The organism is Dolichospermum sp. DET69, assembly GCA_017355425.1.
Classification (GTDB): Bacteria; Cyanobacteriota; Cyanobacteriia; order Cyanobacteriales; family Nostocaceae; genus Dolichospermum.
The window spans coordinates 693111-705391 of sequence record CP070233.1 but is presented as its reverse complement, the minus strand read 5'-3'; the positions used below and the strand labels follow the sequence as shown (position 1 = coordinate 705391).

The 12281-nt window shown below is 37.3% G+C and carries 10 protein-coding genes and 1 pseudogene; 5 read left to right on the top strand and 6 right to left on the bottom strand.

Translation table 11 applies throughout. The features are described from left to right. Positions 1-37: 37 nt before the first annotated feature. From EZY12_03440 to EZY12_03420, 5 genes and pseudogenes are all read left to right on the top strand, one after another. Positions 38-1151: pseudogene (locus EZY12_03440) on the top strand (RRXRR domain-containing protein). Between the two features lie 63 nt (positions 1152-1214). Beyond that, a complete protein-coding gene (locus EZY12_03435) occupies positions 1215-3047 on the top strand; it encodes a peptidase S8 (protein ID QSX68760.1) in 1833 nt (610 codons plus the stop codon). A 303-nt stretch (positions 3048-3350) separates the two neighbouring features. Beyond that, positions 3351-3578 (top strand): hypothetical protein, encoded by a 228-nt coding sequence (locus tag EZY12_03430; protein ID QSX68759.1) that lies wholly within the window; start codon positions 3351-3353, stop codon positions 3576-3578. A 29-nt stretch (positions 3579-3607) separates the two neighbouring features. Then, positions 3608-4975, top strand: a complete 1368-nt coding sequence (locus EZY12_03425; GenBank protein QSX68758.1) for an aminopeptidase P family protein — start codon at positions 3608-3610, stop codon at positions 4973-4975. A 127-nt stretch (positions 4976-5102) separates the two neighbouring features. After that, positions 5103-5609, top strand: coding sequence for a hypothetical protein (locus EZY12_03420; protein QSX68757.1), 507 nt, complete (start codon positions 5103-5105; stop codon positions 5607-5609). Positions 5610-6086: 477 nt separating this feature from the next. On the opposite strand, the gene EZY12_03415 is transcribed toward EZY12_03420, so the two are convergent. The 6 genes from EZY12_03415 to EZY12_03390 all read right to left on the bottom strand — a co-directional run bounded on the left by EZY12_03415 (position 6087) and on the right by EZY12_03390 (position 12175). Next, a complete protein-coding gene (locus EZY12_03415) occupies positions 6087-6683 on the bottom strand; it encodes a hypothetical protein (protein ID QSX68756.1) in 597 nt (198 codons plus the stop codon). Then, positions 6680-8092 (bottom strand): ATP-binding protein, encoded by a 1413-nt coding sequence (locus EZY12_03410; protein ID QSX68755.1) that lies wholly within the window; start codon positions 8090-8092, stop codon positions 6680-6682. Before EZY12_03410 ends, EZY12_03415 begins: the two co-directional genes overlap by 4 nt. A 115-nt stretch (positions 8093-8207) precedes the next feature. Beyond that, positions 8208-9116, bottom strand: a complete 909-nt coding sequence (locus tag EZY12_03405) for a MoxR family ATPase (protein QSX68754.1) — start codon at positions 9114-9116, stop codon at positions 8208-8210. Positions 9117-9400: 284 nt separating this feature from the next. After that, positions 9401-10408 carry a bifunctional riboflavin kinase/FAD synthetase gene (locus EZY12_03400; GenBank protein ID QSX68753.1) on the bottom strand — a complete coding sequence of 336 codons (1008 nt, stop codon included), beginning with the start codon at positions 10406-10408 and terminating at the stop codon, positions 9401-9403. A 295-nt stretch (positions 10409-10703) separates the two neighbouring features. Continuing rightward, entirely contained in the window at positions 10704-11459 is a 756-nt protein-coding gene (gene rsmG, locus EZY12_03395) for a 16S rRNA (guanine(527)-N(7))-methyltransferase RsmG (protein ID QSX68752.1), read from the bottom strand. Positions 11460-11518: 59 nt separating this feature from the next. After that, on the bottom strand, positions 11519-12175 hold the full coding sequence (locus EZY12_03390) for an energy-coupling factor ABC transporter ATP-binding protein (GenBank protein QSX68751.1): 657 nt from the start codon (positions 12173-12175) through the stop codon (positions 11519-11521). Between the last annotated feature and the right edge of the window lie 106 nt (positions 12176-12281).

Here is a 12281-nt window from a genome sequence, read left to right as displayed (position 1 = left end):
CGCGGGATAATACCCGCCCTCGACTCTACCTCTCTTTATGCGAGTACCCGTAATTTCAGTAGATAATGTTCCATTAATGCCAACAAAACCTAGTCGCGCTAGACGTTGGATTAAAACTGGTATTGCAATTGGTAAATTTAATAAGTTAGGTATTTTTTATGTCCAGTTAATAGCTGAACCATCTAACACAAAAGCTCAAGAAATCGTCATTGGATTAGAAGAAAGGAAAAATGTTTTCTGGTATAGCAGTTCAATCAGAAAAATACACACTACAAATGTTGCACCTAGTTCTTCCATTTAAAACAGTCAAAGACAGAATGGAGCAAAGAGCTATCATGAGACGTGGAAGACGTGGTAGACGAATTAATCGGAAATTATCATTCAGTAAACGTAGCCATCGTCAAGTTAGATTTGATAATCGTCGGGGTTCTAAACTTCCTCCAAGCATTCGAGCTAACAAAGACCTAGAATATAGAGTAATAATTTTATTGTGTGAAATCTACCCAGTAAAAACAATTGTCATTGAAGAGGTTGAGGCAAGAGGAAACAAGAGTTTTAGTCCAGTAATGGTAGGTCAAAGATATCAAATTGATCGATTATCTGAACTAGCAAAAGTAGAATTAAGGAAAGGATGGGAAACATCGAATCTTCGTAAATACTTGGGTTTATACAAAGAAAAATCCGATAAGTCTCTACAAATTCCAGAAACTCATGCGGTTGATGCAGTTACTTTAGCTTGTTCACAGTTTGTTGAATACAAAATATGGGAAGGAACAAAAACTCATGGTGCGTCTTGGATAGGTAACGTCACTATTACTGGGTCGCAATTTACTATTTTGCGTCGTCCTCCAATTAGTCGTAGGCAACTACATTTAATGGTTTTCTCTTCATGTGGGAATAGACGTAAATATGGTGGAACTACTACGAGGCATGGATTTAGAAAAGGCGATTTTGTGGAAGCTACCCAAGGCCAAAAAACATTTTTTGGTTGGGTTAGTGGAGACACGGAAAAACAAGTTTCAGTTAGTGATTCCAACTGGAAACGATTAGGACAATGTACAGCTAAAAAAGTCCGATTGATTAAGCGAAACACGGGTTTAATCGTGTTGTCAACTCGGAGAATGTTTAATCTAACGGCATCGAGCCATTAAATTAAACGCACTATCCCTCCCCACCCTGCTTCGCTGAGGATGGGGTATCTCGCGGAAAACAAGATGAAAAAACTTATATTATTGTGCTTGTTTGTGATTGGACTGACTGCTGCTGTATTTGGATTTCTGAATTTTCAGGGACTAGCAACAAAAGGTGAGTTTGAGACAATTTTGCTAGATTTTCGGGAAGATATTGCCGAAAGTGTGATTGAGAAAGATTTACAAGCGATCGCTGGGCAATATCATGTTACACCCCAACTGGATAATAAATATTCAGCGGTAGATCATGTCTATGTTATCAAAGGCGATCGCCAAAGGCTGAAAGAGTTAAGAAAATCTCCCTTTGCCAAAGTTACCGAATTTATAGAACCTAATTACATTTATAAAACCGTACCCCAAGGGGAAGTTACTTGGTTAGGAGAACTATTAGCACCTCAAAACGAAGAACCAACTGCTTCCTTAATCGGTCCCAACGACCAGTATTACAGCAAGCAGTGGAACTTACATAAAATCGGCATAGAAGCGGCATGGACACGCAGTAAAGGTAGTGGAATTACCGTTGCGGTGATTGATACTGGTATTACCAAAGTCCGTGATTTATATGAAACCAAATTTGTCAAAGGCTACGATTTTGTTAACGACACAGAAGCAGCCAAAGACGACAATGGCCATGGAACTCATGTCGCCGGTACAGTCGCCCAAGCCACCAATAACGCCTATGGTGTCGCCGGAGTCGCTTATGAAGCTACTCTCATGCCCTTAAAGGTCTTAAATGCCGACGGTGCAGGAACAGTAGCCGATATAGCCGAAGCCATCAAATTTGCGGCTGATAATGGCGCAGATATCATCAACATGAGCTTAGGTGGTGGTGGAGAAAGCCAACTCATGGAAGATGCCGTTAATTATGCCTATAAAAAAGGTGTAACTATCATCGCTGCCGCAGGAAATGAAAATACTAATGGTGTAAGTTATCCGGCTCGTTATGCTCATGTTATCGGCGTTTCTGCCTTTGGTCCTGACGGTGAAAGAGCATCCTATTCTAACTATGGTGCAGGTGTAGATATTTCTGCTCCTGGTGGTAGTGAAACTGGGACAATTCTCCAAGAAACCATCAATGAACAAGGTGAAGGCGTATTTCTGGGACTGCAAGGCACAAGTATGGCTTCTCCCCACGTTGCGGGTGTAGCGGCATTAATCAAAGCCTTGGGAATCAAAGAACCCGAAGAAATTTTACAGGTTCTCCAACAGTCAGCCAGAGTTATTCAAGATGATGGTTTGAACTATTATGGGGCTGGACAACTCAACGCCGCAGCCGCAGCTAAATTAGCCAGCGACGGCATAATTAGTGTTCCCGACTTTTTCCGGTGGTTGCGAGAACAGGGCTATCTGAATCCTGGCTTTTGGATAGATGGCGGTGCGATCGCATTAGTGCCTAAAATCTTCATGGTAGTAGGTTCATATCTCCTAGCTTGGTTTTTACGGGTTTACTTCCCCTTCGCTTGGAGTTGGTCATTATCTGGCGGCTTAATTTTCGGTAGTTCGGGCTTATTTTTCCTCAAAGGATTTTATATCTATGATCTTCCCCAATGGCCGTTCCGGGTTTTAGGTAGTTCTATTCCCGAATTAGGCAACACTTTACAAGGAACAGACGCACTAAATCCTCTTTTTGCCAGTGTCTTAATTCCTCTAGCGTTAATAGCCTTATTTTTAGGACATCCCACCGGCAAATGGTTTGCTATTGGTGCAACTTTAGGAATGACAGCATTCCTCACAGTTAGTGGTATTTATGATCCTGCTGTTTGGGGTTTAGGAAATAGTAACCTAGCGCGAATTTTCCTGTTTAGCAATGCTGTACTGTGTTACGGACTTGCCCGTTTAGCGTTGAAGAAGGAGTAAAAACCTATTGTGTGGGGGTAATTGATGAATTATCTCTACAATTTTCCCAGAATTAAACGCAGATAAATACAGATAATTTTTCTAAATATAAGATGCCAGAAGCAATAAGATTTTTCGATATAATTTTAGTAAAAAAGTTCTAGTACCCTAAATTCTCAATAATTTGCTGAAAATTCTCAATAAGACGACGAAAAAAGTCCATTTCAGAGCTTGATTTTTTCAACTATTTTTTTTATGATATTTTTGAATATGATCTACCTGGGTTATTTTTAACTGCAAATAAATTTACAAAACTTAATTATCATGAATATTACAGTTACCGGTACTATCGAACGTCGAAATATTGGCCTTGGAGCTTGGGCATTTGTCACAGAAGATGGTGTTACTTATGAAATACCGAAAAGCACCGATAAAAACTTACTAAAATCAGGACAAAAAGCCAAAATTACCGGAAAAGTCCGCGAAGATCTCATGACCGCAGCAATGATTGGTTCTGTTTTAGAAGTTCATGCTTTTGAAATAATGACATAATTTACAAACAGTTTGACTTCCGCCCTGCTATGCACACAACCCTCCCAGAAATCCTCCTCAACCGTCGCCAAAAACTAGCCAAAATCATTAATTTTCCCGCTGTTCTTTGGTCTGGTGGTAGCAGTCCCCGCAACTTCCCTGCCAATACCTTCCCCTACCGTGCCAATAGCCATTTCCTTTATTTCGCGGGCATTCCCTTGGAAAACGCTGCCATTCGCCTAGAAAGTGGCAAGCTACAACTCTTTATAGATGACCCTCACCCCAGTAGCGCCCTCTGGCATGGAGAAACCCCGAACCGTGCGGAAATCGCCACTAAAATAGGCGCAGATGCAGCCAAACCAATGGCAGAATTAGCAAGTTACTTAGAAAATGTGGCAAGTTTGCCAGTACAAGATGCAAATACTTGGACACAGCAAACAAAACTTTTAAATAGATCGATTTCACCGAAAAATCCCCTAGAAGGTATTGATTTAGAACTAGCAAAAGCCATTGTTTCTCTCCGTCTTACTCACGACGCAGCAGCATTGATAGAATTACGTAAAGCGACGGCTGTGAGTGTGACAGCACATCAGAGAGGAATGGCTGCAACACCTTCAGCTAAACTAGAATCTGAAGTCTGCGCTGCAATGGAAGCAGTAATTATGGGTCAGAATATGACTACTGCTTATACCAGTATTGTTACAGTACATGGCGAAGTTTTACACAATAATCATTATTACCACTCTCTGCAACCAGGGGATTTACTTTTAGCTGATGTGGGTGCAGAAACCCAAACAGGTTGGGCTGCTGATATTACTCGTACATGGCCTGTTTCTGGTAAGTTTTCATCTACTCAAAGAGATATTTATGATATTGTTTTAGCTGCCCATGATGCTTGTATTCAAAATATAGCTCCTGGTGTGGAATATGCAGAAATTCATCTGTTAGCAGCAACTATTATTGCCCAAGGTTTGGTAGATTTAGGAATTTTGCAAGGTAAACCAGAAGATTTGGTAAAAATGGATCTTCATGCTTTATTTTTTCCCCACGGAATTGGACATCTTTTAGGTTTAGATGTTCATGATATGGAAGATTTGGGAGATATAGCTGGGTATGATGAGGGAAGAAATAGAAGTAGTCGCTTTGGTTTAAGTTATTTGCGGTTAAATCGTCCTTTACGTGCGGGAATGTTAGTAACAATTGAACCGGGATTTTATCAAGTTCCAGCAATTTTAAATGATCCCAAAACTCGTAATCAATATCAATATCTAGTTAATTGGGAACGGTTAGCACAATTTGCAGATGTGCGGGGAATTCGCATTGAAGATGATATATTGGTGACGGAATCAGGGAGTGAGGTTTTAACGGACGCATTACCAACTCAAGCCAGAGCTATCGAAGATTTAGTTTGTTCTTAAATATAAGATAATTTCGCAATGTAGGGTGGGCATTGCCCACCTTCCGGTATATTTTTTAAATTAAATATTAGTTATATATAGTATGCTAAAATAAGTTTTTTAAATAATTTCCAATAATTTTAAAATCATGAAGAAAAACCCTATAGCATTCATATTTAGCGGCATTATTATCAGCTTAGGAATTTTACCATCCTTGGCACAAGCAAAACAGCCTGTTTCTGATACCCAAGTTGCCGCAATGGTGGAAGCTTTGCGACTAGCTGCACCGCAAACAAAAAAGCGCAACGATGGATATTATAGTGAATGGCAAGTTAAACCAGAAACTCTCAAAGGTTGGACAAAAACTTGTCTGAAGAAAGAATTAACACCAACTCAGTTTGAAAATGATCCTCAAGTAGCCCGTCAAGTTATTTCCTGCATTATGAACCGAGAGTTAAATAAGCAATTTGTAGCCACGAAAAATAATGAAAATAGTGCTGTCCGTGGTGTCGCTTGTTGGTGGATGACTGGTAATTATACGGGCTGCGATCAAGGCTTTACTGCTGACTATGTGCAGAAGGTAGTTCGTTTTTACAAGCAAGAAATTGCCAAACCAGCAGCGGTAACTTCTCCACCACGGAAAAGCGTCAATTAAAATCATTTAAAATCAGGGGTTATGTTCATAATCCCAACATTTATGATCACGCCAAACTATATTTTTTTCCTCACACTTTTCCTGGTCTTTAATACCAGTCATTGATGTAGGCTGAATAATGTTTAAGCTGGATGTAACATACGAGATCATGAATGAACCTGTAGAGAAACCACAAAAGATTAAAGTTCCAAAAAAAAACGTAACGCTGACAAATCTAATAGCAGGTATTATAGAAAATTTACGTTTTTTGCCATAGATTTGATAGCGCATATATTTCCTCAAGATAGTGTTTTTGGTAGATAACACCTTGGGAATCTTTACGCGTTGATAATACGACTTAGTAAAATTATTTATAACAAAATATCGTGGGTATTTCTGTTAGCTAATAGACAAAGGTAAGGAGGGCTTGCGGAAAAACTCAACAAAAGGAATCTAAACCCTACACGCTACAAAAAAATAGTAGCTAAAGAGATTTATTCACTTACAGGTTTTATCATTACTTTCAAAAAGTGGAATACAATTTTCTTCTAGAAAATTTTCTGCCAATTCTTGCCAACTTGCATTGAATCTTGGATAAAACTCAGGAGTACAAACATAAGCTTCTAAATTTAACTCTGCATAGTTTCTATTTAATTTAAAATCAAACAAACTAATAGTGTTAATTAATTGCTCAATAGCTTTTTCTCTATTTTTAGATATAGCCCTTTCTTCTCTGCTACTTGCATTTAATTTAAACTCTACAAAACAAAAATCATTCTCATCAAAAAATACGAAATCACAATGAGAAACACCAAATCCTAAAAGTCCCTTTTTTCCGTCAATAGGAATAAAGCCAACCATTACAGAATTGCTGACATTAAATAGTTTCGTACTATCAAATCCGTTTTTAACAGTGTCAACACCATTCATCATAATAGTAAATGTATTATTCTCAAATTGAATACTAAGAATAATAAAAGATTGTCCTCCATCATCTGTTACTGAAAATTCTGATCTCAATTCAATTTGTAGAACATCAGAGAATTTAGGGAAAGCATTTGATAAATGTTCTTTGATATCGTCAAATTTGCTCATCTTCTTGCAAAAGTTTTAGCGTGAATACTGTACAAAGCCTGAAAATCACCACCCAAAATTTCGGAAACAGTATCCAAATAATTTTGTTTAATAGTACCTTTTTCGGTATTAAAAATGGGTTCGCAATAATTTGTATTCTCAGCAACAGATTGATTACCTAATGAATAAGCTGAAAAATCCTTAGCACTTAACCAACAATCTTGAGGAATTATTTCTGTTACTTCAGATTCTGCTGAGGGATTTTTTTCTACTACTCTGTTTGCAAATAAGAGATTATTGAAAACTGTAAGTACATAAGGACTATGGGTAGTAATAATGAGTTGATTATCATCATTTTGATTTACCATTAAAGATAATAACTCAATCAGTTGCTTTTGAGCAATAGGGAATAAATGTGCTTCTGGTTCTTCTAATATTCTTAATACTTTTGCATTATCAAGGATATTAAGGAAAATATCTTGTAAAATCCTTATGGACTCTTGCTGTCCTGATGAAGCATTAGCAAGATAAACATACTCTTCTGCTTCAGTATTCAACATGATTTTTTCACTTCCATCAAAATCAATAATATATTCACCTTTTAGTATTTCATTGATTCTATTTTTGATTAGATATAATTTTGCTTTATTTTCTGCGTTGTCGTCAATTAGTCCTTCAAAGTTTCCAAATTTTTTAAATGTGTCTTTTGTATTAACAACATTTTTCATGAATTGTAACATTAATGTTTCATCTATTGTTTGTATTTTACGTTTGTTTCTTTCAGAAATTTCATTTCTATCGTCCTCTGAAATACTTGCAAATAAATATTTTTCAAACAAATCAGAATAACTTAATGTTGCATTTCTTCCCGCAATTATAAATAATGAATTTGTCTGATTACTTTCAAATGATTCATTTAATAATGTATAAAGTTGTTGAGCATATCTAATTTTCTCTTCTTCATCAAATAATTGTAATTGTCCACGAATATTATTTTCATTTAAACGTTGCTGTATACGTCGTTTAATACTACTTGCAGAAGTTTTAAAATTATCATTATTTAAAAGATTCGGACTAAAATTAGTCCTCAGTGTTTTATTCTCATCAATAGTTAATTTGAGAAATTTATCTTTCTCGATACTATAATAAAATATGATTTCAAAATCAGAAAATCGAGATGTAGAGCCAAAGAAATTTTGAAATTTTTGTCTTGTGGGATAAACTATATCAGAATAAGGTTCAAGATTACTATGATTTTTATCTCGGTATATTTGACTAAATAAATCATCTTTTATTGTTTTAAAAAAATAAATTAGTTTGGCAATAGTGCTTTTACCACTAGCTTGTTCACCAATCAAGACTAATGTTTTCTTGATTTCAATTTCTGCATATTTAATTGCACCGAAGTTTTTAATAATGATTTTCTGCATAATTACAACGTTATTTTTTTATATTCTACAGTAAATTTTACTATAACCATCGTTCATAGATAATTTCAAACTAGAAATACCTTTTGGGAGGTTCTACCTCCCGTAATATTTCATATTAAGGAATAGGCACAGATCGCAATAAGCGTTCAACTATAGTTTTGGCATTTCTTCCCCCTCTAGGAATGAGACGATGACAAAGAACGTGCGGTGCAAGAAACTTGATATCATCAGGAAGAACGTATTCTCTACCTAAGATAAAAGCCAAGGCTTGGGCAGCTTTTTGTAAAGAGACACTACCACGAGGACTCACACCAAGAGTGATTTCTTCATCGTTTCTAGTAGTCCGCACCAATTCCAAAATATATTGTTGCAAAGACGCTTCTATCTTGACTTGAGAACAAGCTTGACGTAATCCCTGGACTTCTTCTAACGTAATACAAGGTTGTAAATCAGCAACTTTTAAACCTGCTTGCAGATTTTGCAGCATTTGCAATTCTTCCGATTCCGAAGGATAGCCCAAACTTAAAGACAGCATAAATCTGTCCATTTGTGCTTCTGGGAGGGGAAACGTTCCTTGGTACTCAATGGGGTTTTGGGTAGCAATCACAAAGAACGGCTGCGGAACTGGACGAGAAACACCATCAACTGTTACCTGGTGTTCTTCCATCACTTCTAGCAAAGCTGACTGGGTACGGGGTGTAGCGCGGTTAATTTCGTCAGCTAATAGCACGTTAGCAAATATGGGACCAGCCATAAAGCTAAATTCGCCGCTTTTAGGATTCCAAATATTTGTACCAGTGATATCTGTAGGGAGTAAGTCAGGGGTACATTGTAAGCGTTGAAATTTACCATCTACAGAACGAGCTAAAGATTTGGCTAGGAGGGTTTTACCAACACCGGGGACATCTTCTAATAAAGCATGACCACCACCAAGTAAGGCTACTATCACTAACCGAATGGCTTCATGTTTCCCAACGATGGTACGAGCCAAATTTTGTGTTAAAGCGGCAATTTTTTCTCTCATGCAATACCTGGGGGGAAATGTAGAAGAAGTGATGAAGTATAAAAAAGGATTAGAGAATCTAGAACTAAGGATTTAGCAATGCTCATTGGTGTCAACTTAACGTGAGCTATTAGACAGGGAATTAATTCCCTGATGGGTGTGGAAACCAAGGGATAAGTAGGGGCGTATTGCAATACGCCCCTACTTAAGTTGACACCCATGAGCATTGCTAAACCCCTACTAAAAACTTATTTAATACTTTAGCCTTTCCTACAGTATTCCCACTTAATATTCCCAATCCAGCATTAAGAATTAAAAATTTCTTGAGCTGCTGTGGAATCTAGTTGAATTTGGTTTTTCAAAGCTTCTAAGGAAGGAAATTTCTGTTCGGGACGCAAAAATTTTACTAGCTGTACTACCAAATTTTTTCTATATAAATCACTAGACCAATCTAACAAATGTACTTCTACACGGGTATCTATACCGTTAACAGTGGGACGATTACCGATATTCATGACCCCAAATTGCTGAATAGGAGAGTTGTCTGAAATGATCACTTTGACTGCATAGACACCATGACGAGGTAAAAATTTGTCTTTTGGTAGTTGCATATTGGCAGTAGGAAAACCGATAGTTCTACCTAATTTTTGACCTGCTACTACTACACCTGTGAGGCTGTAAGGTCTTCCTAAAAGACGATTTGCTTTTTGAATATCTCCTGCTTCCAAACTTTCCCGGATTAATGAGGTACTGATACGAGTATCATCTGTTGTGAGGAAGCTATCTGTATCAGTTTTTATAGGAACTATGGTAACAGGTATATTATATTTAGCCGCGAGTATTTGCAAATCTTGGGCAGTACCCATACGTTTTTTGCCAAAACAAAAATCTTGGCCAACGCTAATTTGTTGACATTGCAGTTGTTGAACCAGGATTTTGTCTACAAATTCTTCCGGGGAAAGGGCAGATAATTCTCTATCAAAAGGTAATAATACTAATTGTTCTACTCCAAGCGATCGCAATTGGGCAACTTTTTCATCCAGTGGTGTTAACAAATCACGGGGTTGTCCCGTAAAAAACTCATGGGGATGGGGATCAAAAGTAACAACGGTTGAGTATGGGCGGGGATTTTTGCCGTCTGTGTGGTCTAAATTTTCTCCACTCCATGCTGACTGCAATACTGGCTGAATTACTCTTTGATGACCAAGATGAACACCATCAAATTTGCCAAGAGCAACAGCAGTTGGTGTCAGCAGTCCTTCTGTTGAAGAAGCAACCCATACAGAACACCCATTTTGAGACAAATTTAACACTTGGATTCTGGGATTTTAGGTTTATTGTCGCTATCAGCGTTGAGGCTCTCACGCTTTAGATATCTAATCACCAATTTAATCTAAAATCGAGAAATCCGTTGCTTAACATCTTTTTTAACTAACCGCTCCAGACGCAGAGGACGGAGAGGGAAGAAAAATACTGAATTGTATTTTATTACAGTTAAATTGGTTTTTGAGTAAGTATACCAAATAAAGATAATGACGAATACTATTATTTAATGGGGATAAATAATTTTCTAAAATTACAGGAAATGACTTTTAACAGGAAACAGTATTACAAAGGCTTTTGCACTGGTATACCAACAGCACGGGGAAAACTAATTGGTGTGTTGGTTACTTTTCGCAAATAAAGACAATGACGAATACTATTACTCAAAGGTGTGGAAAATTCTTCAATTAGTTCTATTACTCCACCCAATTGCATGACAGCATTTTCTAAACTCTCATTTTCCTCTTGTGTCCAAGTACCGCGATAAATTACCGCCAAACCACCTTTTTTAACTAAAGGTAGAGTATATTCAGCACACACAGAAACATTACTTACTGCTCGAATTACGGCAACATCATAATGTTGCCTGTGTTCATATTCTTGACCAATTTCTTCCGCTCTCCCTAGTAAAGTTTTAGCATTACTAATAGCAAGTATAGATAAAATTTCTTCAATAAAAGTAATTTTCTTGCCTGTAGAATCTAAAAGCGTTACTTGAGAATTAGGAAAAAGTAGAGAAATTGGAATACCTGGAAAACCCGCACCCGTACCAATATCAATTATCTGCTTACTCTTTTCAATACCGGGGATAAAATGTTGTTTTGGTGCAATTCCCCGCAAAGAATCCCAAAGATGTTTTTCCCAAAATTCTTCAGGTTCAGTAATGCGAGTTAAGTTAAGTTGGCGATTTCCGGCAATGATTAATTGATAAAGTTGTTGAAATTTATCTTCTTGAGAATTTGTTGGTTGCCAATTTAAAGTTTTTTGCCATATTTCTGCCATTTCTGGCAAACTATTTATTGGTGAAGATTCTAAATCCATGAGTATTTAATAAATTTTTTGTATTCTTATTGGTAATTGGTAATTGGTTAATTTTCTTGTTAAATCCTGACTCCTGACTCCTGACTCCTGACTCCTGATGTTAAAACACCATGATCTAATGTCCAACAATAATCAGCTATTGGTAACATATCACCAGCATCATGTGTTACAACTAACAATGTCCAATCTTTTTTCAGTTTGGCTAGTAAATTCACCAGTTGGCGGCGCATTGACCAATCCAAACCCGCTGTAGGTTCATCTAATAATAATACATTGGGCTGACGAATTAATTGTACCGCTAAAGCTAAACGTCGCTGTTGTCCCCCGCTTAAAGCGTGGGGTGATGCAGATAAGGATAAATGATCTAATCCAACTTCTGTTAAGGCTTGTTTAACTTGTTCTGTTCCTAATTCGGGATGTCCTAAGCGCAATTCTTCTAAAATTGTCCCCCCGCAAAAGTGTCGTTCAGGAAATTGAAAGACTATTCCTGCTAATTGTTGTAGTTGTTCAGCAATGAGTCCCTGCTCTCTCCAAAAAACCCCACCAGCGGTAGGATCTGCTAATCCAGATAAAATTTCTAATAAGGTACTTTTACCCGAACCACTAGGACCAATAATTAAACCTAGTTTCTGGGGTGGTAATTCTAAATTTATAGCTTGGAGAATTGCTTTTGGGCAAGCTGTGGGATGATAAGTTAGATTTTTAAGATATAGCATTTATTAAGATTACCAAGTTTTGACACTCTCACCGTCTTTAGACACTGAGATTCTTAAGAGATTTTCACTCGTAAAGGTTGAGCCAAACAACCACTAGACACTCCGC

Excerpts from the sequence above, each read along its gene's own strand:
- EZY12_03435 (QSX68760.1), top strand. The coding sequence starts at position 1,215 with ATGAAAAAACTTATATTATTGTGCTTGTTTGTGATTGGACTGACTGCT.
- EZY12_03430 (QSX68759.1), top strand. The coding sequence starts at position 3,351 with ATGAATATTACAGTTACCGGTACTATCGAACGTCGAAATATTGGCCTT.
- EZY12_03425 (QSX68758.1), top strand. The coding sequence starts at position 3,608 with ATGCACACAACCCTCCCAGAAATCCTCCTCAACCGTCGCCAAAAACTA.
- EZY12_03420 (QSX68757.1), top strand. The coding sequence starts at position 5,103 with ATGAAGAAAAACCCTATAGCATTCATATTTAGCGGCATTATTATCAGC.
- EZY12_03415 (QSX68756.1), bottom strand. The coding sequence starts at position 6,683 with ATGAGCAAATTTGACGATATCAAAGAACATTTATCAAATGCTTTCCCT.
- EZY12_03410 (QSX68755.1), bottom strand. The coding sequence starts at position 8,092 with ATGCAGAAAATCATTATTAAAAACTTCGGTGCAATTAAATATGCAGAA.
- EZY12_03405 (QSX68754.1), bottom strand. The coding sequence starts at position 9,116 with ATGAGAGAAAAAATTGCCGCTTTAACACAAAATTTGGCTCGTACCATC.
- rsmG (QSX68752.1), bottom strand. The coding sequence starts at position 11,459 with ATGGATTTAGAATCTTCACCAATAAATAGTTTGCCAGAAATGGCAGAA.
- EZY12_03390 (QSX68751.1), bottom strand. The coding sequence starts at position 12,175 with ATGCTATATCTTAAAAATCTAACTTATCATCCCACAGCTTGCCCAAAA.